Below are 23614 nucleotides of genomic sequence, written 5' to 3' on the forward strand. Positions count from 1 at the left end.
GGGGTTCGGGCCCGCGGTGCGGCGGGGGTGGTTCAGGCCCAGGGCAGGGCGGCGCGGGTGCGCCAGTACGCCGGGGCGGGTTCGGCCAGGACGGCGAGGGCGGCCAGGTCGTCGGGGTCGGGGTGCAGGGTGGCGGCGGTGAGGTTGGAGGCGAGCTGGTCGACGGTCGCCGCGCCGGACAGGACGAGGTCGGCCCAGGGCTGGGCGGCGGCCGCGGCCAGGGCGAGGGCGTCGAGGGGGGCGCCGGTGCGGGTGGCGAGGGCGCGCAGTGCGGCGGTGTCGTTCCCGGTGGCGTTGCGCCCGGCGAGGCGGCCGTTGGCCATGCCTTCCTTGACGACGACCAGCCAGCCGGCGGCGTGGGCTTCGGCCAGGGCGGGGGCGGCGGAGGGTTCGAGCAGGTTCCAGGTGGCCTGGACGGCGGTGAACAGCGGGCGGCCGTCCACGGTGACGGCCAGGGCGGCGCGGATGGTGTCCGCCTGGGCCGGGCCGCTGGTGGACAGGCCGACCCGCACGCCCTGTCCGGCCAGGTCGGCCAGGCGGGCGTGCAGGGCGGTGTCGGTCAGGGCGGGGCTGTCGGGGGTGACGGAGTGGACCAGGTAGACGTCCAGGTGCGGGCCCAGCAGGGAGCGGGTCTCGTGGATCTGGCGGTCGAACACCGCCGTGGAGTGTTCCTTGACCTCGTGCGCGGCCACGCCGGTGGTCTGCCAGTCGGCCGTGTAGGTGTAGCCCCATTTGCTGCCGACCGTCACCTCGGCGGCGGCCGCGGGGTGTTCGGCGAGCCACTGGGCGACGAACTCCTCGGCGCGGCCGTAGGAGCGGGCGGTGTCGAGGTAGCGCACGCCGGCGGCGTAGGCGGCGTCGAGCAGGGCGTGGGTGCGGTCGCGCAGCGCCTCGACGGTGCGTTCGGCGGGCAGGTCGCCGTCGCGTCCGAGGGTGATGTAGCCGGGCCGGCCGACGGCTGCGGTGCCCAGGCCGTACCGCGCGATCGGCGGGCGGTCGGCGGCGGCTCCGGTGGCGGGGTCGGTCGGCATGGCGGGGTCTCCTCGGGCGCGACGGTGCTCACCTGGGACTTTACCGTCGGGTCGGCCGGCGCATCCGGCCGCCGGGGTCGGGCGGTCGGCCGGATGCGCCGGTCAGCCAGGCCGGTCAGTCAGTCAGGCCAAGGCCGGTCAGCCGGGTCAGCCGGGTCAGCCGGCGGCGATGGTGGCCCGGATCCAGTCGGCGTAGGCGCGCACGTCGGTGTACAGGCCCGGACCTTCGGAGCAGGGCACGCCCGGGGCGCCGGGGCCGGAGGTGGTGCCGATGAGCTCCCAGCGGCCGCCGCGGCCGCGCTGGATCTGCGGGCCGCCGGAGTCGCCGAAGCAGGCCATGGCCTTCGGGGTGGGGCTGGTCGTGCACAGGCGGGTGGGGCCGGCGAAGCCGGGGGCGCAGTCGGCCGCGGCGGCGCGGCGGGTGTCGAGTTCCTGGAGGCGGTCCGGGAAGACCATGTCCTCGTACTTGGGGGTGTCGAGGACGGTGCCGAAGCCGAGCAGCCGGGTCGGGGTGCCGGGCGGGCCGGGTCGCTGGGCGACGGGGGCGGGCCGCTGGGCGACGGGGCGGTCCAGGCGCACCAGGGCGAGGTCGTCGTAGTTGGGGCGGGTCTGGCCGTCGCCGAAGCTGAAGCCGGGGTGGACGACGGTGCGGGTGATGGCCCGGACGGTGCCGCCGCTCTTGCGGTGCGCGCTGCCGATGCGCACGGTGCCGTCGAGCGTCAGCTCGCTGCCCGGGTAGCCCTGGACGCAGTGGGCGGCGGTGAGGACCCACTGGGGGTCGATCAGTGTGGCGCCGCAGGTGCCGTCGGCTATCTGCTTGGCGCTCATCGGGATCGTGGCCATGAACGGGTAGCGCTCGGTGGAGTCGTGGCCGTTGACGATCGCCTGGGCGCTTCCGGTCATGGCGGTGGCGCCCAGGGCGGCGGCGAGGGCGGCGACGGCGGTGGCGCGGGCGGCGCGGCGGCGGACGGTCTTGCGCAGGAGCACGGGTGACGGCCTTTCGGATCGGTTGGTTCGGATGCGTCCAGCCAACCCTGCGGCGCCCGGCCGGGACATCCGGGCAGCGGGCCGCCGGGCCCGGGGGCTGTCCCCCGGGCGCGGCGGCGGGCTACCAGGGGGTCGCGGCGGGCCGGGCGTTGGTGCCCGGGGCCTGCGCCGGCCTGGGCGCGGGGGTGGCTGCGGGCCGGGTGGCGGGCGCGGGCCGAGTGGCGGGCGCGGGCCGGGTGGCGGGCGCGCCGAAGTCGCCGACGTCGTCGGAGGAGGAGGTGCGGATGGCCCGGGGCGCGGAGGGCTGCAGGGAGTCGGCGGCGCGCACGGCCCGGACGGGGGCGAGGGCGGGGGCCGGGGCGAGGCTCTGGTCGAGGCGGACGACGAAGTTGACGTAGTCCAGGGGCTTGTCGGGCCAGTGGCAGTCGTTGCTGGTCAGCAGGCGGCTGCGGACGCCGTCGCGTTCGGTGACGGGTCCGGGGGTGACGCGCAGGTTCGGCTGCCAGCTGCGGCCCCACAGGTGGTGTTCCAGGGTCAGCGTCCAGCTGTCCTCGTCGACTTCCAGGGTGGCGCCGACCCGGCCGGGCAGAATCCGGGTGCCGTAGGGGCCGCGCACCACCGCGCGCTGGTCGAAGCTGGCGTTCTTGCCGACCACGGTGATCCGCCATGCGCCGTGGAACCTGAGCATCGCCGCACTCCTGACGTCCTGGCGCGCCGTCCGGGCGGGCGCGCTTCCGTCGGGGTCAACGGCTGCGGGGCGGTGGGCGGCTCAGCGGTGGGCGGCTCAGCGGTGGGCGGCTCAAAGGGCCGGGCCGGCCGGGGCGGGCGGCGCGGACCCGGCTCGGGCGGTTCGGGCCCGGTTCAGGCGGCGTCGGGGCGGGCGGCGGTGCGGGCGGGTTCGCCGGGGGCGGTGTGGGCGGTGTGGGCGAGCGCCGGGTAGCCGTGCGCGGTGAGGACGAGGTCGGCGTAGCGGCGGTCGTCGAAGGGGACTCCGTGGCGCCGGAGCAGGTCGAACAGTTCGGCGAGGCGGCGGTGTTCGGTGCCGCGCGGCAGCCCGTCGCGGGTGGTGCCCAGGATGCCGAGGACCGGCCCGTACAGGCGGGCGCCGCGGGCGATGCGGGCGGTGCGGGCGGTCCGGCGGGGTGCCGGGGTCAGGCGCAGCAGCAGGACGAGCCGGTGGGCGCCGGAGTCGGCGTCCTGCCCGGCGTCCATCGTGAGGCCCTGGATGTCGCGCCACCGGTAGCGGCGCGGGACGAACGCCCGGACGAGGGTGAGGCCGTGGTCGTCGGCGCGCAGCCAGAAGCCGTACGGGACGGGCAGGGCCACGCCCAGGACGGCCGCGCTCGACAGCAGCAGCGCGGGGACGGCGCCCATCCGGCCGGCGGCCCCGGTGTCGGCGAGCACGACGCCCATCGCCAGGGCGAGCACGCAGCCGACGGGGGCGCCGGCGGCTCGCCACAGGAAGCCCAGCCGCACCGTCTGGTGTCGCGGCGCCGTGTTCACGGGCGCTCCCTTCCCATGTCGTGCCGTCGGTGGGGCCGGCCGGTCCGGCCGGTCCCGTCTCGGGTGTCGATGCCTGGTGGTCCCAGGGGAGTCGGTCACACTACCGGCCTGCCGAGATCATTCGGATGATCCGGGGGAAACGTCAAATGTCTTTAACACGAATGGACTTGATGGTCAGTCAGTTCGACAGGCCGGCCTGCGGTCCAGGATGTCAGCCACCGGTGGAGGGGTCAACTGACGTTGATTGGCGGTATCTTGTGATCCACGCCAGCTGATGCCGTTGGGTTATCGTGACCTGGCCGGCCCTGCCCGCCCGCCAGGAGGAGACGCGCGGGGCCCCGGTGAGGAGGGCGGGCCATGGCGGAATCGAACCGGGAGGACGGACCGGTGGAACTGTCCGGGCTCGCGGCCAGGATCGAGGCGCTGTTCCACACCGTCCGCAGGCCCGACCGCGAGCAGTACACCAACGAAGAGGTCGCCCGGGCCTGCCGCGAGGCGACCGGGGAGTCGTTCTCCACCACCTACCTGTGGCAGCTGCGCACCGGGCGCCGGGACAACCCGACCAAGCGCCACCTGGAGGCGCTCGCCCAGTTCTTCCAGGTCCCGCCCGCGTACTTCTTCGACGAGCGGCAGGGCGCGGAGATCGCCAAGGAGCTCGCCCTGCTCGGCGCGCTGCGCGACGCGGGCGTGCGCAGCCTGGCGCTGCGCGCGGTCGGCCTCTCCTCCGAGGGCCTGGACACGGTCAGCGAGCTGATCGACGTCATCGCCCGCCGGGACGCGGCCCGCCGGCACCCGGCGCCCTGACGCCGGCGGCGCGGACGGGCGCGCGGACGGGGGTACGGGCCGCGGGCGGGGCGGACGGGGTCCGGGGCTAGGAAGACGGGGGCCAGGCACGGAGGCGGAACCACGGCGGTCGGGAGATCGGGGGGAACGGGGCCGCTGATCGAGAAGGGGAACACAGCGTGCGGGACGACAGGTGCTACCGATCGGCGCTGCGCCGCTGCCGGCGGATGGCCGAACAGCTGGAACTGCCAAGCCCGTTCGACACCACCGTGCTACTGGAGCAGATCGCCCGCCGGCGGGGGCGGCCGATCGACCTGCTGCCGGTGGCCGCCCGGCCCAACGCGCCCTGCGGGCTGCTGGTGTCCACCCGGGAGGCGGACTACATCCTGTACACCGCCGACACCAGCGCGCTGCACCGCCGGCACATCCTGGTCCACGAGATCGCCCACCTGCTCCTGGACCACGCCGGCTCCGCGCCGCTCGGCCCGGCCGCGGACCTCCTGCCGCACCTGTCCCCCGACCTGGTCCGGCGGGTGCTCGGGCGCACCGGCTACGACGAGCCCCAGGAGCGCGAGGCCGAGCTGCTGGCCTCCCTCATCCTCAGCCGGGCCGCCAAGGCCGACGCCGCGCACCCGCCCGGCCCCGCCCCGCACCCGGACTCGCTGGACGTCCTGGACGTCCTGCTCACCGGCGAGCCCGGGCCCGGACCCGTCGGCGACCGGGCGGCGGGCGGTCGGGCGGCCGGCGACCGGGCGGCGGGGCGTCCGTGAGCGGCCTCGTCCTCTACGGCGTCGCGCTGTTCTTCGCCCTGAGCGCCTGGCACTTCGCCCGCGGCCGCCGGACCAACCCGCGTGCCATCGCCCGCTACAGCTGCTACGCCACCGCGCTGCTCGCCGCCGCCCTGCTGCTGCTCGCCCCGCCCACCGTCCAGGCCGCCGACCGGCTGCACCGGCTCGGGATCGCGCCCGCCCTGCCCGTCCTGCTCGGCGACACGCTGCGCATCGGCGCGGCCTGCGCGATCCGGCTGCTGGCCGGCGTCCTGCGCACGCCCGAGCCCGCTCGCCGCGCGGTGCGGCGCCAGCTGGCCCTGCTGGCCGGTGTCCTGGGGGTGCGGGCGGTCCTGTTCGTCGCCGCCGCGCCGGGCCTGGATGCCTCCGACCTCACCGCCGCGCCCTCCGCCGGCGCCCGCCTGGCGCTGGCCGGGTACACCGCCGCCGGCGTGCTCTACCTCGCCTACTGCCTCACCGCCCTGCTGCGCCAGCTCGCCCGGCTCGCCCGCGCCGCCGCGCCCGGGCGGCAGCGCAGCGGGCTGCGGCTGCTCACCCTGAGCCTGGTCGCGGGCCTGCTGTGGAACGCCTGGGGCGTCGACGACGTCGTCCAGGCGGCGGCCACCGGCACCCAGGCCGGCGCCGAGGACGCCCTGTGCGGCGTCCTGGGCCTGCTGTGCGTGGCACTGCTGGCGACCGGCCTGGGCACCACGGTGTGGCCGGCCGCGCACGCCGCCGTCCGCGGCTGGCTGCGCGCCCACCGCCGCTACCGGGCGCTGGCCCCGCTCTGGCGGGACCTGCACACCGTGCTGCCGGAGATCGCGCTCGCCCCGGCCAGCCGGCTGCCGCTGCTGCCGCCGCGCGACCCTCAGTTCGCCCTGTACCGGCGGATCATCGAGATCCACGACGCCCGGCTGATCCTGCGCCAGCACCTCGACCCGCGCACCCCGCGGTGGCTCGCCGCCGCCACCTCGCGCTTCCCCCCGTCCGCCGCCCGGGCCGACGCCACCGCCGAGGCCGCCGCACTGGCCGCCGCACTGGAACGCGCGGCCGCCGGCGCCCGGCCCAACCCCGACACCCCGCGCACCGCCCCGGCGGCCGAACCGCCGCACGCCCTGGGGCCGGACCTGGAGTCCGAGGCCGACCACCTGGCCCACCTCACCCGCGTCTACGCCACCTGCCCGGCCGTCGCCGAGGTCCGCGCCTGCGCCCGCGCCGCCGCCCCCTCCCCCAGCGCCCCCGACCCCGACCCGGTCGCGAGCCCCGTGCGGTGAGCCGCCGGACCGGCCGGGGGCAACCCGGCAGGTGGAACGGCGGGAGCGGGCCGGGGCGGCGGCCGCTACCGGCGGACGGCCGCCAGCGAGCGCAACTGCACGTGGACGGCGCCCGGTTCGGTGCCGGTCAGCGCGGCGACCTCGGCGGCGGGCAGGGCGAGGACCAGGTGCAGCAGCAGGACGTCCTGCTGGGGGGCGGTGAGGTGGGCGACCGGGCCGAGCGGGCGCGGGCCGGCCAGGGCGCAGACACGTCGGCGGACCGCCTGCCAGGCGCAGGCGGCCGGGCTGGCGGTGGCCAGGGCGTCGAGCCAGTGGCCGCTGAGGTCGTCGAAGGCGCCCTGGACGGCCAGCGGGGCGTCGGCCGCGGGGAGCAGCAGGGCGGCGTAGTCGAGGTAGTGGCGCAGGTGGAGGTCGTACAGCGCCCACAGGCCCAGCGCCGGTCCGGTGGCGGTGGTCATGGCGGTGGCGTTGGTCGTGGCGTTGGCGGTGGTCGGCTGTCGTGGTGGTGTCGGCATGGTTGATTCCCGAGGTGGCGCGGGTGGGTGCTGGTCCACGGACGGGGCGCTGGTGGCGCGTTCCCGTCCGCGGACCGGGTCACACGAGTACCGGCGGGCCGCCGCCGGTGCCGTCGCGGCCCGTCCCGGCGGAGTGGCCGGGTTGGCCGGGTTGGCCGGCGTCCTCGGCGCGGTCGGCGGCCAGGCTGTTGCGCAGGGTCACCCACAGTTTGAACAGGATGTCCGTCGGGGTGCCGCTGCTGGAGGACTGCATGGCCCGGGTGAACTCCCGTTGGTACGTACGGGAGTTGACTGGTGCCGGGGTGCGGGCGTTGTTCATCCGCTCCCAGGCCGCCGCCCACAGTGCGCGGCGGGCCTCCTTGACCCCGCAGACCTCCATGTAGGTGAGGAACACCGCCTTGCGCAGCGGGGCCTCACCCCTGAGGACCAGCGCCAGGGTGCTGGAGGGCAGGCGCCCTCCCCCGGCCCGGGCCCGGCGGTCCAGCTCCTCCAGGGAGGGCCAGTCGGCCTTGCGCCGCATCTCGTGCATCGCCCGTCGCAGGTCGGCGAGGGAGTCGACCTGCTCGGGGTTGAGCCGTCGGGGCGCCCGGCGCTGGGTCCCGGAGGGGCGCGGGACGTGGGCCCAGTAGTTGGCCAGGGTCCACTTGCGGCGGGCCGCCTTGAGGTCGCCGTCGCAGGCCCGGGTGAGGGCCTCGACGACCTCCCAGTTCGGCATGGTCCGGCCGCTGGTGGCCCGTTGCAGGGTGGTCGGGTGGTAGTTGGTCCGGTCGGCGAGCTGACGGTAGGTCAGCCCGGCCTCTTCACGCTGCTCGCGCAGCAACGCGGCGAGCCGGCCCAGGGCCGGCTCGGTCGCCGCGATCGGTTTCTCCTGGCGTCCCATCGCGGTCCGGCGTTCCTTCTAGGCCCGCCCCTGCTGGAGCCTGGCATTCAACAGCAGTCCGCCGGTGGCCAGTTCGAGCGCCGCTCCCGCCGACATGCCCGTCCTCACCAGGGCGGCGGCCACGACGACCACGACGACGACCACGGCCGTCCGCACGGGGCCGGACGGCCAGGGCAGGCCCGGTCGCGGCGGCGCCGGGTGGCCGGCGGCGCAGTGGGCGGGGGCGCGCTTCTTCTTCCGCTTCCTCGTCATCGAGGACCTCCTATATCACCGTCTACTCCAACGGACGGGAACTTCGGTGGTTGGCGTCACGCGAGGAACCCGTTTCGCGCAACACTCTGTCAGGCGTACGGGTGATTCCCAATCGGTTCGGTGAACATCGCGAAGATTGATGCGCCAGAATCCCGGGCCCGGCCCGCAATCTCGTCACAACCCTGTGACATCAGTGCAGTTCAGGAACTCGAAACCGGAATTTGATGCATTTTTGTGCAACTCGCCCTTGTAGCCGTCCTGGCTGAATGTGACGATGTGCAGCAGCGTCATCCAGACCTGCGGGTCAGGAACCCGGGGGCGCTGTCTACTCCAAATTCTCGGGAACACCGGCAGCGGGCCGTGTTGGCGCATGGGCCCGTCCGAACAGCAGAGACCGCCCGGCCCCAGCGGCCCGAGCGGTCTCTCTGTGCTTGTCCGCCGGGAAAGGGCGGCGGCCGGCGAACACGGCAGCCGACGGAAGGGGTTTCCGGGAAGCGGTGGTCCGGAATCCGGTGGCCCGGGGCGGCGGGGTGTTGGCACAGTGGGCCCCATGACGACTCCCGATGATGGTGGCGCGTTCGTCCCCGGCCTGGAGCTGGCTCGGACGCTGCACGAGGAGGCGGTGCGCCCGCTGCTGGCCGAGGCGTTCCCCGGACTCGGGTACGCGGCGGCGCGGGTGGGCGCGGGCTCGGAGGTGCTGGGCTTCGACACCGCCCGCTCGACGGACCACGACTGGGGCCCTCGCCTGGAGCTGTTCCTCTCCCCCGGCGACGCCGCCCGCCACGGGGAGCGGCTGCGCGAGGTGCTGGCGCACCGGCTGCCCCGGCAGGTGCGCGGCCGCTCCACGCACTTCCGGCGCGGCCCGGACCCGCTCGACCCGGTGCGCCACCCCGACTGGACCGAGGGCCCGGTGGACCACCTGGTCGAGGTCCACGACGTGCCGTCCTGGCTGGCCGCCCGGCTGGGCCCGGCGGCGGCCGGGTGGTACCGGACGGACCCGGGGGCCGGTGACTGGCTGGCACTGCCGCAGCAGCGCCTGGCCGAGGTGACCGGCGGCGCGGTGTTCCACGACGGCCCGGGCGACCTCACCGCGGCCCGGCGCCACCTGGCCTGGTACCCGGAGCAGGTGTGGCGCTACCTGCTGGCCTGCCAGTGGCGCCGGATCGAGCAGGAGGAGGCGTTCGTCGGGCGCTGCGCCGAGGTCGGCGACGAGCTCGGTTCGATGGTGGTGGCCGCCCGCCTGGTCCGGGAGGTGATGCGGCTGTCCCTGCTGATGGAGCGCCGCTACGCCCCGTACGGCAAGTGGCTGGGCAACGCATTCGGGCGCACCGGCGCCGCCGGGGAGCTGAGGCCGCTGCTGCACGGCGCGCTGACGTCCAGTCATTTTGCGGAGCGGGAACGGTACTTGTGCGAGGCGTACGAGGCCGCGGCCCGCCGGCACAACGCCCTGGGGCTGACCGCACCGCTGGCGGCGGCCCGCCGGCCGTTCCACGGCCGCCCCTACCTCGTCCTGGACGCCGGCCGCTTCGCCCGGGCGCTGCTGGAGACGGTCACCGACGCGCGGCTGCGCGCCCTGCCGCCGGTGGGCGGCGTGGACCAGTGGACGGACAGCACCGACCTGCTCGGCCTGCCGCAGGCCGTCCGGACAGCGGTCGGCGCCCTCGGCTGAACCCGGCGGCCGGCGGAAGTCGGGTACGGCGGCGCATTGCGGTGCGGGCCGCCGCCGGGCCAGCCTGTGGGGCGGACGCCGCGACCCGTGCGGACGCCACCCGGCCCGAGAGGACCCCGCCCGGTGAACGGCTTCGAGTACCTGCTCGGCATGCTGCTGGCCCAGCCCGTACGGGCCCGGGACGCGCTGCGCGCCCGCCTGCCCACCACCCGCCGGCTGCGCGCCCTGGCCTCCTCGCCGCAGGTCGAGGCGCTGCGGGCCGCCGAGCGCGAGCGGATCCGCCGGATGGTCGAGGGCCTGGCCGCGGTGGAGGGCGTCACGCACCTGCTGACCCGCGTCGCCGACCACTGCGACCGCCCCGCCTCGCTCGGCCTGCTCACCACCACCGCCGAGGGCCGCGGCGTGCTGGTCTGCCGGATGAGCGCCGCCGCCTACTTCGCCACCGGCGAGGACATCACCGCCGTCCTGCCCAGGATCGGCGCGGCGGGCCTGGCCGACTGGGGCTTCCCGAACACCTGGGGCGACGAACCGCCGTACTCACCGGGCACGGTCGCCTACGCGCTGCGCTACCACCGCGACCGCGGCCTCTTCCCCGACGGCCGGCGGATGCCCGGCCCGAGCCTGTCCACCGCCGACGCCACCCTGGTCTGGGACCTGCCCGGCATCCCCCGCCCGGACCCGTACTGGCCGCGCCCGGGCAGCGACGTGCACTTCCGGCACGAGCAGATCCCGCCGGACGCCGACCCGGCCGCGCTGCTGCGGGCCGCCCGCGCCGAGGGGCGGGGCCCGGTGCTGGTGCTCACCTTCGGCCGCGACTGGACGGACACCTGCACGTACCACGCCGTGCCGCGCGGGCGCGGGCGCAGACACGGGCGCGAACCGGGCTGAGCGCCCGGTGCGGCCGGGGGCGGCGCCCCGGCCGCGCGCACGGTTCAGGCGCTCAGCACTGGGGCCGGCGGCCGTGGTTGGCCCCGCGCCGGGCCCGGGCCTTCTTCTTGCGGCGACGCTTCGACGACATGGCCACTCCTCTCGCAACCAGGACACCCCCGGCCTCCACCGTTCCACACCCGGCCCGCACCGGCCCGCCGGGAGCGGCCGTCACGGGCCCCGGTCGGGGCCTCAGGCGGGGGCGGCGCTCCGGTCGAGGGCGGCGCGCCAGGCGGGGCTGTCGACGTAGTGGTTGTCGAAGCGCCCGGCGGAGGCCGCGATCGCGCCCGGGTCGGTCTCGCCGCGCATCACGCGGCCCAGCAGGCGCAGGTAGTCGAAGCGGTCCATGCCCGGGGTGAACACGAACAGGACGTCGGCCTCGGCGCCCGGGGCGGCGGCGAAGGCGTGCGGGGTGTGCGGCGGCACGGCGAGGAAGTCGCCCTCGCCCAGGATCGTGACCTCCTCGCCGACCAGCACCTGCAGCGAGCCGCCGATCACGAAGAACAGCTCCCACGCCCGGGTGTGGAAGTGCGCGGGGGCCCCGACGGCGCCCTTGGCGAAGGTGGAGCGGTAGCTGGTGAACCCGCCCTCGGTGTGCGCCGAGTCGGCGAGCAGGGTCATGGTGCTGCTCGGGTCGGCGCAGCTCTCGGCCTCGGCGTGGCGGGTCAGCACGGGGGCGGCGGTGGCGGTGTTGCTCGTCGTCGTCATGGGACCAGGCTAGGGCCGGAAAGACCCGCCATCAGGTGGCAATTGAATGGCACTTTCACGGGTCAATTCCCAGGGCAGGCGGCCGCTGGCAGACCGGCAGACCGGCCCGATGACGACGGGCGATCTTCTGCGGCACCAGGACGAACGGCGGGCCGAGGCCGCGCCCGCCTGACCTGCCCGTCCGTGCTACTCCCCCGGGCCCGCCTCCCGTCAACGCGGACGGCGCGGGGGCATCCGTTCGGGGGGCGGACGTGCGGCGCGGGCCGCTGTGCCCGTAGCGTCGTCGCTGCACACGGCGTAGGACGCGGGGAGGGTGTCGGCGATGGCGGGAGTGCCGGTCATGAGGGGTGGGCGGCGGCCCGGGCGGGCCGCCGCGGCCCTGGCAGTGGCGGCGGCGCTGCTGACGGCGTCCGCCTGCGGCGCCTCCCCCGTGCCGGACGGCGCGGCCGACGACGCGGTCGCCGCCGCCGACGGGCGGCCGCTCGCGCTGGTCTACCGGGGCCCGGCGGCCTGCGAGGGCTGCCCGGAGGCGGCACGGAAGCTGCTGGAGCGCGACGGCTTCGCGGTGCGCTACGTCGGGCCCGAGGAGCGGCTGCACTTCGGCGCGGGCGTGCTGGCCGGCGCCGCGCTGTACGTGCAGCCGGGCGGCACCAACGGGCAGGAGGTGAGCACCGCGTGGGGCCTGCTGCAGCGCGACCCCGGCTTCTCGCCGGAGCTGGTGCGCGACTTCGTCCGGGGCGGCGGGCGCTACCTGGGCCTGTGCATGGGCGGCTACCTGGCCGGCGACCCGGGCTACGACCTCCTGCCGGGCGACTCCGGGCAGTACATCCACTCCCGGGGGGCGACCGTCACCGACGAGCAGGACCGCCTCGTCGACGTCGCCTGGCGCGGCCGCCCGCAGCGGATGTACTTCCAGGACGGCCCGTACTTCGACGTCGACGGCCCGGGCGTGGACGTCCTGGCCCGCTATTCCAACGGCCGCGCCGCCGCCGTCACCGCCCCCTACGGCGCCGGCCGGGTGGCGGTCAGCGGCCCGCACCCGGAGGCCCCCGCGGACTGGTACCGCGACTACCACCTGCCCGACGAGTCGAAGACCGGCCTGGGCCTGGGCGCCGACCTGCTGCACGACCTGATGGCGGCGACCCCCTCGTCCTGACGTTCCGTCAACTCGCCTGCGGGTGAGCTGCGGTGTCACGCCCGCTCGGCGGGTCCGGCGGGGAACTCGACGCGCAGCCGGGTGCGGGTGCGCATCAGGATGCGGCCGAGCATGTTCCTGCCGGTGCCGGTGCGTCCGCGCCCCCAGTAGTGGTCGGTGCCGGTGTCCTCGACGAGTTCCTCGTCGCCGGTGGCGAGCAGGACGGCGCGGATGTCCGGGTGCTCCCGGAACTTGGCCGCCACCGCCCGGCGCATCACGTCGTCCTTGACGCGCTCCCAGTCGCGGCGCAGCGGTCCGGCCGGGTCGCGGCCCAGTTCGGCGGCGCGCAGCGGGGTGCGGGCGCGGCGGACGAGGTCGGCGTGGCGGGTGCCGGCGAACTTCTGGGCCTGGAAGTAGTGCTCGGAGGTGGGCCAGAGGTGTCCGTCGAGGTGGAGGGGGTGGGGGGAGAAGTTGGAGAAGCAGCCGTGCGGGGCTTCGTCGGCGCCGTAGAAGTAGATGGTCATCAGGGCCTCGTGGAGGGGGTGTTGGCGGGAGCCGTACGGTCGCAGGCGTGCGGCCGCGCCCGCAACCGGTTTTCGTCCGGTCGCGGGCGCGGGTTCGACGGGCCTCGGCGCGGCCTCGGCGCGGTACCGGGCCGGGCTTAGGGGCTCTCTTTCGGATCACGTCGGATCAGCGCGCGGCGTCGGAGTGCGTGCATCGCAAGGCGGAGGAGGGAGTTCATGCGGAGCATCGGCGACCGACGACAACGCAGCGAGGTGCGTGCTCCGGCGTCGCGCGCCCGGCGTGATCCGAAAGAGAGCCCCTAGTCGTGGGAGAAGCTGATCCTCGGCAGGACGCGGTCCAGCCAGGCCGGGGTGTGCCAGGCGGCGCGGCCGGTCAGGCGCAGCAGGACGGGCAGCAGGACGAGCCGGACCAGGGCGGCGTCCAGCAGGACGGCGACGCCGAGCACGATGCCCATCTCCTTGGGCGGCAGCGGCCCGGACAGGGCGAAGGTGAGGAACACGGCGACCATGACGCCCGCCGCGGCGAAGACGACCCGGCCGGAGTGGGCGAGGGCGCCGGTCATGGCCGCGCGGGGGTCTGCGGTGCGTTCGTAGTGCTCCTTGGCGGAGGCGAGCAGGAAGACGGTGTAGTCCATCGCGATGGCGAAGATCATCGCGAAGAAGAACACCGGTGCCCAGCCGTCCAGGAAGCCCTGCGGGGTGAAGCCGAGCAGGCCCGCGCCGTGGCCGTCCTGGAAGACGAGGCGGGCGACGCCGAAGGCGGCTCCGGTGGACAGCAGGCTGGCGGCGGTGCCGAGGGCGGCGATCAGCGGGGCGCGCAGGGCGACGAGCAGCAGCAGGAAGCCGAGGGCCATGACCACGCCGATGACCAGCGGGGTCTTCTCGGTGAGCAGGTGCTGGAGGTCGAGGTTCTCGACGGCGGCGCCGCCGACCAGGGCGTCGGTGGGCAGTTCGGCGCGCAGGGTGTGGACGGTGTGAGCGAGGTCGGGGCTGGAGGGGTCGACGGCGGGGACGGCCTGGATCATCGACCAGCCGGAGCCGTCGGCGGCGTCCTGGGCGGGCATGACGCCGGCGATGCCGGGGGTGGCGGCGGTGCGGGCGGCGGTGTCGGCGGCCTGGCCGGCGGGGGTGAGGATCTGCAGGGTGCCGGGGGCGCCGGGGCCGAAGGCCTGCTGGACGGCGGTGTAGCCGGCGCGGGCGCTGGCGTCGCCGGGCAGGACGGTGATGGAGGGCATGGCGGTGCGCAGCCCGATCACGGGGGCGGCGAGGGCGATCAGTGCGGCGAGGGCGAGGGCGCCGTAGCGCAGGGGGTGCTGCCACAGGCGTTCGCCCCAGGCGGCGAAGCGCGGTGAGTGGTGTGCGCCGGTCCTGGCCCAGGGCAGGGCGAGGGCGTCGACGCGGGGGCCGAGCTTGCCGAGGACGGCGGGCAGCAGGGTGAGGGTGGCGGCGAGGACGAACAGGACGGCGAGCATGATGCCGCCGGCCATGGAGCGGAACGCCGGGGAGGGGACGAGCATCACGGCGGAGAGGCTGACCAGGACGGTGGCCCCGGAGAGCAGGACGGCCTTGCCGGCGGTGTCCATGGTCTCGGCGACGGCCCGGGCGGTGTCCGGGGCGCGTCCCGTCCGGATGTCGCGGGTGCTGCGGGCGCTGCGGGCGCTGCGGAAGCGGACGACGAGGAAGAGGGCGTAGTCGATGCCGAGGGCGAGGGCGAACATCATGGCGAAGTTCATCGCCCAGACGGACACCGGGAACAGGTGGCTGATCAGGACCAGGGAGCCGGCGGAGGCGGCGAGGCCGGCCATGGTGAGCAGCAGGGGCAGGCCGGCGGCGACGAGGGAGCCGAAGGCGAGGACGAGGATGGCCAGGGTGACCGGCCAGGACATGAACTCGGACTTCATCATGGCGTCGTGGTTGGCCTTGTTGAAGTCGCTCCACAGGACGGAGGCGCCGGTGGCGTGGACGTCGATGCCGGGGGCGGAGAGGTCGGCGAGGGGTTTCTTGAGGTCGTCGGCGGCGCGGACCATGTCGTCCGGTGAGGCCTTGGCGCCGGCGAGCAGGACGGCGGTGCGGCCGTCGGGGCTGATGGTGGCGCCGGGCCGGGGGGCGATGACGGTGGAGACGCGGGGGTCGGCGGCGGCGAGTTCGCCGGCCTTGGCGATGACCTGCTGGACGGCGGGTTCGGTGACGGGGCGGTCGGCGGTGACGACGATCTGGATCGCGGAGGAGGCGTTGCCGGCGAAGTGCTGTTCGGCGAGCCGGCGGACGGTGACCGACTCGGAGCCGTCGGCCTGCCAGCCGGCGCCGGACAGGGCGGTGGTGACCTGCGGGGCGAACGCGCCCAGCCCGATGACGACGAGCAGCCAGCCGGCCAGGACGGCCTTGACGTGGCGCACCGACCACAGGCCGAGCTGGCCGAGCGGCCCGGGGCGGGCGTCGGGTTCGGGGGGCGGGGCGGCGGCGGGCCGTACGGCGGGGGCGGGGCGGTTCACGTGGTGCTCCGTTCTCGGGGCGGTCCCGAAAAATACGGGTGGGGGTATATGGCAATTCTGCCATGTACCCCCAGGGGTATTGTTACCCTCGCCCAACGCCGCCCGGACCAGGCCCATTCCGCCCCTCCCCCAACGGCCGGGAGCCCGGACCCGCACGGCGGGAGCCCCCGGGGCCGGTCGGTGGCGCTACCGCCCGGCGGGGTGCAGGACGCGGTCGGCCACCAGGTCCGGCCGGTCGGTCGGCAGGGCGTGGCCGGCGCCGGGCACGATCTCCGTCCGGGCCGAGGGCACGAGGCGGCCGAGGCGCTCGGCGACCGCGTGCGCGTCGTGCATGGCACTGCGCTCCCCGAGCAGGAACAGTGCGGGGACGTCCAGGCGGCGCAGTTCCTCGTCGGACAGGACCGGGGGCACCGGGAGCGCGCGGCGGAACCCCATCGACGCGCGCATCAGGGCCATCAGTTCGGTCTCCAGGATGGCACTGTTGCCGACCAGGCGGGCCAGCCGGGGGCGCAGCGCCCGCGGCGCGGTGGCGGCGAGGCCGCCGGCGATCACCCAGGCGTAGAACCGGGCGCCCATGTCGGCGAAGCCCGCCGGGTCCACCAGGGTGAGGGAGGCGACCCGCCCGGGGTGGTGGATCTGGTGGTGGAGCGCCAGCCAGCCGCCGTAGGAGCAGCCGACGACCTGGGCGTCCGTCACCTCCAGTGCGGCCAGGAGTTCGTCCAGCCAGGCGGCCGCGTCCCGGCCGTCGGCGATCGGGGCGCTCTGCACGCTCGCGCCCGGTTCGCCGACCGTGTCGACGGCGATGACCGGGCGGTGGCGGGCCAGCGTGTCGATGTAGCGGTGCCACATCAGTGCGTTTCCGCCCGAGCCGGGCAGCAGCACGATCGGCTCGCCGTGCTGCGGGCCGGTCCGGTAGACGCGGGTGGTCCCGAACGCGGTCGGGAGGTCCAGCGCCGTCCGAGGCCCGGGCCACAGTTCCGTCAGGGCCCGCTCGTAGGCGGCGCGAAACCGGTCCCCGGCCTGGTCGTTCTTGAACTGGCTGATTCGCATGATACATGTGTATCACGGCATGATACGGGTGTACCAGGGAGGTCGCACATGAACGCGCGGGTCGATCACGAGGAACGCCGGCGGCAGATCGCCGAAGCACTGCTGCGCATCGCCGACACCCAGGGGCTGCAGGCGGCCAGCATGCGGGCGGTCGCCACCGAGGCGGGCGTCTCCCTGCGGCTGGTGCAGTACTACTTCACGACCAAGGAGGGGCTGCTGCTGGACGCGCTGGAGCGGCTCGGCGCCCAGCTCCAGGCCCGCATGGCGGCGTGGATCACCGCGGCCGCCACCCCGCCCACGCCGCGCGGCCTGGTGACCGCGGTCCTGTCCAGCATCCTGCCCACCGACCCGGAGAGCCGCCGGATCACCCGCACCTACGCCGCCTACTACACGCTGGTGCTCAGCGATCCCGCGCTGGTGGAGAAGCACGGGACGCCCCAGCCCGACCTGCTGGAGGGCTTCCTCGCCAAGCAGGTCCGCACGGCCCAGCAGGCCGGGCAGATCGACCCCGCCAGGGACCCGGAGATGACCGCCGCCGGGCTGCTGGCCATGGTCAACGGCCTCGGCTCCAGCGTGCTCGGCGGCCAGCGCACCGGCGACGCCGCGCTGGCGATCCTCACCCACCACCTGGACGAGCTGTTCCGCGGCCGTCCCCGCGGTGACGCCGCCCCGGACCTGCCGACCGCCTGACCTGTCGCCCCCGGACCGGCCGGCCTTCCCCCGCCGCCGGGGCGGGCCGCCGTTCGGCCGGATCGCGTCCGGCCGCCCCGCAGGCGCCCTGTCCGCCCCGCCGCCGGTGCACGAGAATGTGCCGGTCCCGCGCGAGGGGCCGGCGAAGCGGCCGACTCCCCTGCCGGGCACTCCTTTTCCGTTACCGAATGGGGAGGTTCACCGACCGTGTACAGGAGACTTCCGCAAGCCGTGCTGTCGGGTGTGCTGGCCGTGGCCTTCGCGGGGACGACCGCGTGGGCCACGACGACCACGGCGGGCACCGCCCCCTCGCCGGGCGTCGCCGCCGGGTGCGGGGCCGACGCGGCCGCCCAGGGCCTGGCCAGTACCGCCCTCCCGAACACCCTGCTGGAGACGCCGCGCTCCGACGGGCGGACCGAACAGTTCCAGCAGTTCTACGACAGTTCGGCGGCCTCCCTCCTGCCCTTCGTCTGGCACCGCTCCCAGGACGCGCCCGGGGGCGCCTACGGCGGCTGGGAGCGCGTCAGCGCCACCCCCGTGGGCCCGAAGCTGTACCAGGTGAGCGCCGTCGAGAACAGCGCCGGCGGCCTGGAGGTGTTCTTCGCCTCCTACGGCGGCTTCTGCCACACCGTCCTGCCCGCGCCCGGCGACTCCTGGACCCCGACCGAGAACTTCGAGCTGTCACCGCCGCCCTACCACGGCGGGCTCACGCTCTTCAGGGAACGCGACGGCCGGCTGCACGCCTTCGCCTCCGGCGCCGGCACGAACGCGGCGATGGAGGTGCGCAGCCAGGACGTCGACGCCCAGGACTCCTGGGGCCCGGTGCGGCAGCTGCCCAGGCTGCCGGACCCCAACGCGGGCCTGGGCGCGCCGACCTCGATCGTCCAACTGCCGGACGGGCGGCTGCGGGTGACCGTCCGCGAGTGGAACCGCGACCGCTCGTGGCGGACCACCGAGGTGGACCGGTTCGTCTCCTGGGAGCCGTGGCAGCTCTGCGCGGACAGCACCTGCGCCTGACGCCCGGGCGGCGGGCAGCCTGACGGCCGGGGCACGGGCGGGCGCTCCCGGGCGGGCGCTCGCCCGTCCGGGCGGGCTGCGCTGGCGGCCGGGTGGGGCCGCCGGTATGCCTGGGGGGACGGCGAGGCGGCGGAGAGGACAGCGGGGTGGGCGGCGCGGACGCGGACGGGAGCGCGGAGCGGGACGACGGGGGGACGCGGGCGCCGGGCAACCGGGCGGTGGTGCTGGGGGTGCTGGCCTCCACCGCGGTGGTGCTGCTCGCCCAGGCGGCGAGCGGCACCAGCGCCCGGCTGGTGCTGCTGCTGGTGTTCCTGCCCGCCCTGCTGGCGGGGCTGGGCACCGTCGCGCAGACGGTCGCGGCCTCGGTGTGGGTGGCCGGGGTCGTGGCGGTCAGCACGGTGCTGTTCCCGCCGTCCTCGCTGGCCGCCCGGGTGGGCACCCTGGTGGGCGTGGTCGGCGCCGAGGCGGCCGTGGTCGGGCTGTGCACACGACGGGTGCGGCGCGAGCGGGAGCTGTTCCGGATGCGGCAGACCGCCGTCGCCCTGCAACGCCAGCTGCTGCGCCCGCTGCCGGTGCTCACCCCCGACGTCCAGCTGTACGGGCTGTACCGGCCGGTGGAGGAGGACGCCCTGGTCGGCGGCGACCTGTACGACGTCGCCGACACCCCGTACGGCACCCGGGTGCTGGTGGGCGACGTGCAGGGCAAGGGCCTGCCGGCGATCGGCGCGGGCTTCGCGGTGCTGAGCGCCTTCCGGGAGGCGGCCTTCCGGGAGCCGGCGCTGACCGGCGTCGCGGACGCCCTGGAGGCGGCGGTGGAGCGGCACAACGCGTACGCGGTGCAGGGCGGCGAGAGCGAGCGCTTCGTCACCGCGACCGTGCTGGGCGTGGAGCGCGGCGCGGACGTGCAGGCCGTCAACTGCGGCCACCTCGCCCCCTACCTGCTGCACGGCGGCCGGGTCGAGGCCGTACCGCTGCCGGCCGGGGTACCGCTCGGGCTGGCGGAGCTGACCGACGAGGTGCGCACCGTCCGGTGGTTCGCGCTGCCCGAGGACGGCGTGCTGGTGCTGCTCACCGACGGGATCACCGAGGCCCAGGACGCCACCGGCGCGTTCTACCCCGTCGAGCGGGGCCTGGCCGCCCTCGCCACCGCCCCCGCCGCCCTGCTGCCCGAGGCCCTGGACCGCGAGGCCCGCCGCTGGAGCGGAGGCCGCAGCCGCGACGACGTCACGGCGCTGTCCCTGCGCCGCGCGCCCTGAAGCTGCCCTGGGGCGCCCTCACCGCTTGAGGAACTCCAGCAGGTCGGCGTTGAAGCGCTCCTTGTCACCGGGGACCATCGCGATGCCGTGCGAGCCGTTCTCGTACACCTTCAGGACGGCGCCGGGGATGATCCGGGCGGCCCGGCGGGCGGTGGCCTCGACGGGGACGATCCGGTCGTCGTCGCCGTGCACGATCAGGGTGGGGATGTCGAACTTGGCCAGGTCCTCGTGGAAGTCGGTGTAGCCGAAGGCGTCCACGCAGTCGACGCCGCCCTCGATGGTCTGGTGCATCGCCATGAACCAGAACGCGTCCCGGTTGCCCTGGGTGGCGCGGGAACCGGGGCGGTCGGCGGAGAAGAAGTTGACGGAGGTGTCCTGCCAGAACTGGGAGCGCTCGGTGAGGATGCCGGCCTTGAGGTCGTCGAAGACGCTGCCGGGCACCCCGTGCGGGTTGTCGGGGCCCTGCAGCATGGACGGGGTGATCGCCGACAGCAGGACGGCGGAGCGGATCCGCCCGGTGCCGTGGCGGCCGATGTAGCGGGCGAGCTCGCCGCCGCCCATGGAGTGGGCCACCAGGGTGACGTCGCGCAGGTCGAGCCCGGTGAGCAGGCTGTCGAGGTCGTCGGCGAAGGTGTCGAAGTCGTAGCCGCCGTAGACCGGGGCGGAACGGCCGTGGCCGCGCCGGTCGTGGGCGATGGCCCGCAGGCCGGCGTCCGCGACGGCCTTCATCTGGTCCTGCCAGGCGTCGCCGTTGAGCGGCCAGCCGTGGATGAACACGACGGGGCGTCCGCTGCCCCAGTCCTGGTAGAAGATCTCGACGCCGTCGCGGGTCCTGGAGATGGGCATGCTCCTGCTCCTTCGGGTGGTACGCCGGGGGTGGGACGCCGGGGGTGGGACGGCCTGCCGGGGTGACCTGCCCGGGGGCGGCCGGGCCGCAGGTTCATCCAACGGGAGGCGGGTGGGGCCCGCGCGGGAGCGGACGCGGTGCTACGCCGTTCGGGTGAGCTCGGGTGAGTTTCGGGTCAGGGCGGATGAGTGCGGGTGAGGACGAGGGCGGTTCAGCCGCTCTCGCGCAGGCGGGTGCCGAGGGCGTCGGGGGGCAGCAGGGGCGCCGGGTAGCCGGCCGGGGGCTCGGCGAGCTCCCAGGGGCGGTGGACGGCGCGGGCGGGCAGGTGGGCGAGCTCGGGGACCCAGCGGCGCACGTAGACGCCGTCGGGGTCGTAGCGGTCGGCCTGGCGCAGCGGGTTGAGGACGCGGTTGGGGCGGGTGTCGGTGCCGGTGCCGGCGGCCCACTGCCAGTTGAGCTGGTTGTTGGCGAGGTCGCCGTCGACGAGCAGGGCGAGGAAGTGTGCGGCGCCGGGGCGCCAGTGGTGGCGCAGGCTCTTGGTGAGGAAGGAGGCGGTGAGCAGGCGGGCCCGGTTGTGCATCCAGCCCTCGTGGGCGAGTTGGCGCAGGCCGGCGTCGACGATCGGGTAGCCGGTGCGGCCCTCGCGCCAGGCCTGGAGCTCGCGTTCGTCGTCGTACCAGCGGACGGGGCGGGGGCGGTAGTCGGCGTGGGCGGCGTCGGGGCGGGCGGCGAGGACCTGGTGGTGGAAGTCGCGCCAGGCGAGTTGGCGCACCAGCGCGGCCGCGCCGGGGGTGTCGGACTTCCCGGCGCGGTGGGCGAGTTCGGTGGCGGACAGGCAGCCGAAGTGCAGGTACGGCGAGAGGCGGGAGGTGGCGTCGGCGGCGAGGTCGTCGTGCAACTGCTCGTAGGCGTCCGGGTTCCAGGCTCGCAGGCGGCGACGGGCGGCGCTCTCGCCGCCGGGGGCGCGGCCCGGGGAGGTGCCGGCGGGGGCGGCGGGCAGCGGGGCGCTCGCGGGGCCGTCGGGGGTGGCGAGGGTGCGCGGGGCGGGCAGGACGGTGCGCCGGGGGGCCTGCTGCCAGGCGCGGTGGTAGGGGGTGAAGACGGCGTAGTGGTCGCGCCCGGCCGGGGTGACGAGGCCGGCGGGGACGATGGTGAGCGCGGCGTCGTGCAGGTGCAGGCGCTCGCCGAGGGCGCGGCGCAGGGCGTGTTCGCGGCGGGTGGCGAAGGCGGAGACGCCGGCGTTGGTGTGGACGGTGTCGGCGCCGCACTCGGCGGCCAGGCGGGCGGCCTGTTCGGCGGGGTCGCCGTGGCGCAGGACCAGGCGGGAACCGGCGGCGCGCAGCGCCCGGTCGAGGTCGGCGAGGCTCTCGGCGAGGAAGGCCTGCCGGTTGGGGGCGGCGAAGCCGGCCCGGGCGATGGCCGGGTCGAGGACGAACAGGGGGACGACCTGGTCGGCGCGGGTGCGGGCGGCGTGCAGGGCGGGGTTGTCGTGCAGGCGCAGGTCCTGGGTGAACAGGACGACGGCGGTGCTCATCGGGGGCCTCGTGCGGTGGGGTGCGGGTGGCGATGGGGGTGGGGGTGTCAGGCGGGTCGGGCGCGTTCGGTGATGTTGCGGGCCATGGCGCCGAACACCAGGGCGTGGAAGGGCGCCACCGACCACCAGTAGAGGTGGCCGGCCAGTCCGTGCGGGTGGAACAGCGCCCGCTGCTGGTACAGCGCGCCGCCGTCGCCGTCGGGCGTCACGCGCAGTTCGAGCCAGGCCAGGCCCGGCAGGCGCATCTCGGCGCGCAGCCGCAGCAGGTGTCCGGGTTCGATCTCCTCGACCCGCCAGAAGTCGAGCGCGTCGCCGACCCGCAGCCGGTGGCGGTCGCGGCGGCCCCGGCGCAGGCCGACGCCGCCGGCCAGGCGGTCCAGACGGCCCCGCAGGGCCCAGGCCAGCGGCAGGGAGTACCAGCCGTTCTCGCCGCCGACGCCCTCCACCACCCGCCACAGCGCGGCCGGGTCGGCGGCCACCCGGCGCCGGCGCAGGTCCTGGTAGAGGCTGCCGCCGGCCCAGTCGGGGTCGGTGGGCAGCGGGTCGCTGGGCGCGCCGGGCAGGGAGGCGGAGGACCAGCGGGTGGAGACCTGGGCGTCGCGGATGCGCCGCAGGGCCAGTTCCACGGCCCGGTCGAAGCCGGTCAGGCCCTCGGGCGGGTCGGGGATCCAGCGGGCGATGTCGTGTTCGCGGCACACCACCTCGTGGCGCAGCGACTCCACCAGCGGGCGGGCGAGCGAGCCCGGTACGGGGGTGACCAGGCCCACCCAGTGGCTGGACAGGCGCGGGGAGAGCACGGGCACCGGCACGATCAGGCGCCGGGGCAGGTCGGCGACCTCGGCGTAGTGGCGCATCATCAGCCGGTAGGTGAGCACGTCGGGCCCGCCGATGTCGAAGGTGCGGTCGACCTCGGGGGGCAAGGCGGCGGCGCCGACCAGGTAGCGCAGCACGTCGCGTACGGCGATCGGCTGGATGCGGGTGTCGACCCAGCGGGGGGTGACCATCGCCGGGAGCCGTTCGGTCAGGTGGCGCAGCATCTCGAAGGAGGCCGAGCCGGAGCCGATGATCACCGCGGCCCGCAGTTCGGCGGTGGGGACGCCGCCCGTGCGCAGGGCGCGGCCCACTTCGGCGCGCGAGCGCAGGTGGGCCGACAGGTGCGGTTCGGGGACCCCGGCGGGCAGCAGTCCGCCGAGGTAGACGATGCGCCGGGTGCCGGCGGCGGCGGCCGCCTCGGCGAAGGCCTCGGCGGCCTGCCGGTCCCGGGTCTCGAAGCCGGGCCCGGTGCCCAGGGAGTGGACCAGGTAGTAGGCGGCGTCGATGCCGTCGAAGGCCGCGGGCAGGGTCTCGGGGCGGGTGACGTCCCCGGTGACGGCCTCCACATCGGCCCGCCAGGGCTGGTCCCGCAGCCGGAGCGGGTCGCGGACCAGGCAGCGCACCCGGTACCCGGCGGCGAGCAGTTCGGGCACCAGGCGCCCGCCGATGTAGCCGGTGGCGCCGGTGACCAGGCAGTGCGGGCGCGTCCGGGTCGTCTCGTCCACCTGCGGCTCCTCTCGTGCGGGCGGGTGCGCCCCCCGTACCCCGCCAGGCGCGGGGGGCGCTGCCGGGGTGTTCGGAGCGGACGCGGCCGGGGATTGGACGGGGCCGGGGATTCGAGTCTTCCAGGGGTCTCCTGCGGGCGCCCGGGCGTGCGGGGGCCCCCCCGGGAGCCCGGGTCCTTCGCGGGGGGGGGGAAAGTGGTGTCCATCGCGGGCAATACCCGCCGGGGGCGGCGGA

The 23614-nt window shown here is 75.9% G+C and carries 23 protein-coding genes; 9 read left to right on the plus strand and 14 right to left on the minus strand.

Going from position 1 to position 23614, the window contains the following annotated elements; all coding sequences use genetic code 11:
* Nucleotides 1-32 precede the first annotated feature (32 nt).
* The 4 genes from ACFV6D_RS13995 to ACFV6D_RS14010 all read right to left on the minus strand — a co-directional run bounded on the left by ACFV6D_RS13995 (nucleotide 33) and on the right by ACFV6D_RS14010 (nucleotide 3521).
* Nucleotides 33-1031, minus strand: a complete 999-nt coding sequence (locus tag ACFV6D_RS13995) for an aldo/keto reductase (protein WP_380493488.1) — start codon at nucleotides 1029-1031, stop codon at nucleotides 33-35.
* 156 nt (nucleotides 1032-1187) lie between these two features.
* Nucleotides 1188-2087 (minus strand): serine protease, encoded by a 900-nt coding sequence (locus ACFV6D_RS14000; protein WP_079136651.1) that lies wholly within the window; start codon nucleotides 2085-2087, stop codon nucleotides 1188-1190.
* Between the two features lie 52 nt (nucleotides 2088-2139).
* A complete protein-coding gene (locus ACFV6D_RS14005) occupies nucleotides 2140-2706 on the minus strand; it encodes a hypothetical protein (RefSeq protein ID WP_380559813.1) in 567 nt (188 codons plus the stop codon).
* Between the two features lie 173 nt (nucleotides 2707-2879).
* On the minus strand, nucleotides 2880-3521 hold the full coding sequence (locus ACFV6D_RS14010) for a PH domain-containing protein (protein WP_380559814.1): 642 nt from the start codon (nucleotides 3519-3521) through the stop codon (nucleotides 2880-2882).
* 357 nt (nucleotides 3522-3878) lie between these two features.
* Here ACFV6D_RS14010 and ACFV6D_RS14015 point away from each other — a divergent pair, with 357 nt between their 5' ends.
* The 3 genes from ACFV6D_RS14015 (at nucleotide 3879) to ACFV6D_RS14025 (ending at nucleotide 6345) form a co-directional block, all read left to right on the plus strand.
* The gene (locus tag ACFV6D_RS14015) at nucleotides 3879-4325 is read left to right on the plus strand and encodes a helix-turn-helix domain-containing protein (RefSeq protein WP_063352883.1); all 447 of its coding nucleotides are present in this window, start codon (nucleotides 3879-3881) and stop codon (nucleotides 4323-4325) included.
* 158 nt (nucleotides 4326-4483) lie between these two features.
* Complete coding sequence (locus tag ACFV6D_RS14020) at nucleotides 4484-5074, plus strand: ParH-like protein (RefSeq protein ID WP_380559816.1); 591 nt, start codon at nucleotides 4484-4486, stop codon at nucleotides 5072-5074.
* Complete coding sequence (locus tag ACFV6D_RS14025) at nucleotides 5071-6345, plus strand: MAB_1171c family putative transporter (RefSeq protein WP_380559818.1); 1275 nt, start codon at nucleotides 5071-5073, stop codon at nucleotides 6343-6345. The genes ACFV6D_RS14020 and ACFV6D_RS14025 overlap by 4 nt, the downstream gene beginning before the upstream one ends.
* A gap of 65 nt (nucleotides 6346-6410) precedes the next feature.
* Here ACFV6D_RS14025 and ACFV6D_RS14030 read toward each other — a convergent pair whose 3' ends face one another.
* From ACFV6D_RS14030 to ACFV6D_RS14040, 3 genes are all read right to left on the minus strand, one after another.
* Entirely contained in the window at nucleotides 6411-6860 is a 450-nt protein-coding gene (locus ACFV6D_RS14030) for a hypothetical protein (protein ID WP_380493496.1), read from the minus strand.
* A gap of 79 nt (nucleotides 6861-6939) precedes the next feature.
* On the minus strand, nucleotides 6940-7740 hold the full coding sequence (locus ACFV6D_RS14035) for a helix-turn-helix domain-containing protein (protein WP_380559820.1): 801 nt from the start codon (nucleotides 7738-7740) through the stop codon (nucleotides 6940-6942).
* 18 nt (nucleotides 7741-7758) lie between these two features.
* Entirely contained in the window at nucleotides 7759-7992 is a 234-nt protein-coding gene (locus ACFV6D_RS14040; RefSeq protein WP_363376012.1) for a hypothetical protein, read from the minus strand.
* Nucleotides 7993-8542: 550 nt separating this feature from the next.
* Between ACFV6D_RS14040 and ACFV6D_RS14045 the strand changes: the two genes are divergently transcribed.
* Together ACFV6D_RS14045 and ACFV6D_RS14050 are read left to right on the plus strand one after the other, a co-directional pair.
* Nucleotides 8543-9661, plus strand: coding sequence for a DUF4037 domain-containing protein (locus ACFV6D_RS14045; RefSeq protein ID WP_380559822.1), 1119 nt, complete (start codon nucleotides 8543-8545; stop codon nucleotides 9659-9661).
* Nucleotides 9662-9784: 123 nt separating this feature from the next.
* The gene (locus ACFV6D_RS14050) at nucleotides 9785-10549 is read left to right on the plus strand and encodes a hypothetical protein (protein WP_380559824.1); all 765 of its coding nucleotides are present in this window, start codon (nucleotides 9785-9787) and stop codon (nucleotides 10547-10549) included.
* A gap of 231 nt (nucleotides 10550-10780) precedes the next feature.
* On the opposite strand, the gene ACFV6D_RS14055 is transcribed toward ACFV6D_RS14050, so the two are convergent.
* Entirely contained in the window at nucleotides 10781-11296 is a 516-nt protein-coding gene (locus ACFV6D_RS14055; RefSeq protein WP_380375502.1) for a cupin domain-containing protein, read from the minus strand.
* Nucleotides 11297-11636: 340 nt separating this feature from the next.
* Here ACFV6D_RS14055 and ACFV6D_RS14060 point away from each other — a divergent pair, with 340 nt between their 5' ends.
* Nucleotides 11637-12452 (plus strand): BPL-N domain-containing protein, encoded by an 816-nt coding sequence (locus ACFV6D_RS14060; protein ID WP_380559826.1) that lies wholly within the window; start codon nucleotides 11637-11639, stop codon nucleotides 12450-12452.
* A 35-nt stretch (nucleotides 12453-12487) separates the two neighbouring features.
* Here the strand turns inward: ACFV6D_RS14060 and ACFV6D_RS14065 are convergent, their stop codons facing one another.
* From ACFV6D_RS14065 to ACFV6D_RS14075, 3 genes are all read right to left on the minus strand, one after another.
* The gene (locus ACFV6D_RS14065; protein WP_380496111.1) at nucleotides 12488-12955 is read right to left on the minus strand and encodes an NADAR family protein; all 468 of its coding nucleotides are present in this window, start codon (nucleotides 12953-12955) and stop codon (nucleotides 12488-12490) included.
* A gap of 299 nt (nucleotides 12956-13254) precedes the next feature.
* Nucleotides 13255-15447, minus strand: a complete 2193-nt coding sequence (locus tag ACFV6D_RS14070; protein WP_380559828.1) for an MMPL family transporter — start codon at nucleotides 15445-15447, stop codon at nucleotides 13255-13257.
* A gap of 186 nt (nucleotides 15448-15633) precedes the next feature.
* Nucleotides 15634-16497 carry an alpha/beta fold hydrolase gene (locus ACFV6D_RS14075; RefSeq protein ID WP_063352893.1) on the minus strand — a complete coding sequence of 288 codons (864 nt, stop codon included), beginning with the start codon at nucleotides 16495-16497 and terminating at the stop codon, nucleotides 15634-15636.
* A gap of 48 nt (nucleotides 16498-16545) precedes the next feature.
* Here ACFV6D_RS14075 and ACFV6D_RS14080 point away from each other — a divergent pair, with 48 nt between their 5' ends.
* The 3 genes from ACFV6D_RS14080 to ACFV6D_RS14090 all read left to right on the plus strand — a co-directional run bounded on the left by ACFV6D_RS14080 (nucleotide 16546) and on the right by ACFV6D_RS14090 (nucleotide 19460).
* On the plus strand, nucleotides 16546-17187 hold the full coding sequence (locus ACFV6D_RS14080) for a TetR/AcrR family transcriptional regulator (RefSeq protein ID WP_063352894.1): 642 nt from the start codon (nucleotides 16546-16548) through the stop codon (nucleotides 17185-17187).
* Between the two features lie 207 nt (nucleotides 17188-17394).
* The gene (locus ACFV6D_RS14085; protein WP_380427331.1) at nucleotides 17395-18204 is read left to right on the plus strand and encodes a hypothetical protein; all 810 of its coding nucleotides are present in this window, start codon (nucleotides 17395-17397) and stop codon (nucleotides 18202-18204) included.
* A 146-nt stretch (nucleotides 18205-18350) separates the two neighbouring features.
* Complete coding sequence (locus tag ACFV6D_RS14090) at nucleotides 18351-19460, plus strand: PP2C family protein-serine/threonine phosphatase (protein WP_380559830.1); 1110 nt, start codon at nucleotides 18351-18353, stop codon at nucleotides 19458-19460.
* Between the two features lie 18 nt (nucleotides 19461-19478).
* On the opposite strand, the gene ACFV6D_RS14095 is transcribed toward ACFV6D_RS14090, so the two are convergent.
* The 3 genes from ACFV6D_RS14095 to ACFV6D_RS14105 all read right to left on the minus strand — a co-directional run bounded on the left by ACFV6D_RS14095 (nucleotide 19479) and on the right by ACFV6D_RS14105 (nucleotide 23379).
* Nucleotides 19479-20306 (minus strand): alpha/beta fold hydrolase, encoded by an 828-nt coding sequence (locus ACFV6D_RS14095; protein ID WP_380559832.1) that lies wholly within the window; start codon nucleotides 20304-20306, stop codon nucleotides 19479-19481.
* A 212-nt stretch (nucleotides 20307-20518) separates the two neighbouring features.
* Complete coding sequence (locus ACFV6D_RS14100) at nucleotides 20519-21841, minus strand: deoxyribodipyrimidine photo-lyase (protein ID WP_063352898.1); 1323 nt, start codon at nucleotides 21839-21841, stop codon at nucleotides 20519-20521.
* A gap of 47 nt (nucleotides 21842-21888) precedes the next feature.
* Nucleotides 21889-23379 carry an SDR family oxidoreductase gene (locus ACFV6D_RS14105; RefSeq protein ID WP_380559834.1) on the minus strand — a complete coding sequence of 497 codons (1491 nt, stop codon included), beginning with the start codon at nucleotides 23377-23379 and terminating at the stop codon, nucleotides 21889-21891.
* Nucleotides 23380-23614 lie beyond the last annotated feature (235 nt).

It is taken from the genome of Kitasatospora sp. NPDC059812 (assembly GCF_042732075.1).
Classification (GTDB): Bacteria; Actinomycetota; Actinomycetes; order Streptomycetales; family Streptomycetaceae; genus Kitasatospora.

Excerpts from the sequence above, each read along its gene's own strand:
- ACFV6D_RS14095 (WP_380559832.1), bottom strand. The coding sequence starts at position 20,306 with ATGCCCATCTCCAGGACCCGCGACGGCGTCGAGATCTTCTACCAGGAC.
- ACFV6D_RS14075 (WP_063352893.1), bottom strand. The coding sequence starts at position 16,497 with ATGCGAATCAGCCAGTTCAAGAACGACCAGGCCGGGGACCGGTTTCGC.
- ACFV6D_RS14000 (WP_079136651.1), bottom strand. The coding sequence starts at position 2,087 with ATGTCCCGGCCGGGCGCCGCAGGGTTGGCTGGACGCATCCGAACCAAC.
- ACFV6D_RS14100 (WP_063352898.1), bottom strand. The coding sequence starts at position 21,841 with ATGAGCACCGCCGTCGTCCTGTTCACCCAGGACCTGCGCCTGCACGAC.
- ACFV6D_RS14030 (WP_380493496.1), bottom strand. The coding sequence starts at position 6,860 with ATGCCGACACCACCACGACAGCCGACCACCGCCAACGCCACGACCAAC.
- ACFV6D_RS14055 (WP_380375502.1), bottom strand. The coding sequence starts at position 11,296 with ATGACGACGACGAGCAACACCGCCACCGCCGCCCCCGTGCTGACCCGC.
- ACFV6D_RS14040 (WP_363376012.1), bottom strand. The coding sequence starts at position 7,992 with ATGACGAGGAAGCGGAAGAAGAAGCGCGCCCCCGCCCACTGCGCCGCC.
- ACFV6D_RS14080 (WP_063352894.1), top strand. The coding sequence starts at position 16,546 with ATGAACGCGCGGGTCGATCACGAGGAACGCCGGCGGCAGATCGCCGAA.
- ACFV6D_RS14035 (WP_380559820.1), bottom strand. The coding sequence starts at position 7,740 with ATGGGACGCCAGGAGAAACCGATCGCGGCGACCGAGCCGGCCCTGGGC.
- ACFV6D_RS14065 (WP_380496111.1), bottom strand. The coding sequence starts at position 12,955 with ATGACCATCTACTTCTACGGCGCCGACGAAGCCCCGCACGGCTGCTTC.
- ACFV6D_RS14045 (WP_380559822.1), top strand. The coding sequence starts at position 8,543 with ATGACGACTCCCGATGATGGTGGCGCGTTCGTCCCCGGCCTGGAGCTG.
- ACFV6D_RS14060 (WP_380559826.1), top strand. The coding sequence starts at position 11,637 with ATGAGGGGTGGGCGGCGGCCCGGGCGGGCCGCCGCGGCCCTGGCAGTG.
- ACFV6D_RS14005 (WP_380559813.1), bottom strand. The coding sequence starts at position 2,706 with ATGCTCAGGTTCCACGGCGCATGGCGGATCACCGTGGTCGGCAAGAAC.
- ACFV6D_RS14015 (WP_063352883.1), top strand. The coding sequence starts at position 3,879 with ATGGCGGAATCGAACCGGGAGGACGGACCGGTGGAACTGTCCGGGCTC.
- ACFV6D_RS13995 (WP_380493488.1), bottom strand. The coding sequence starts at position 1,031 with ATGCCGACCGACCCCGCCACCGGAGCCGCCGCCGACCGCCCGCCGATC.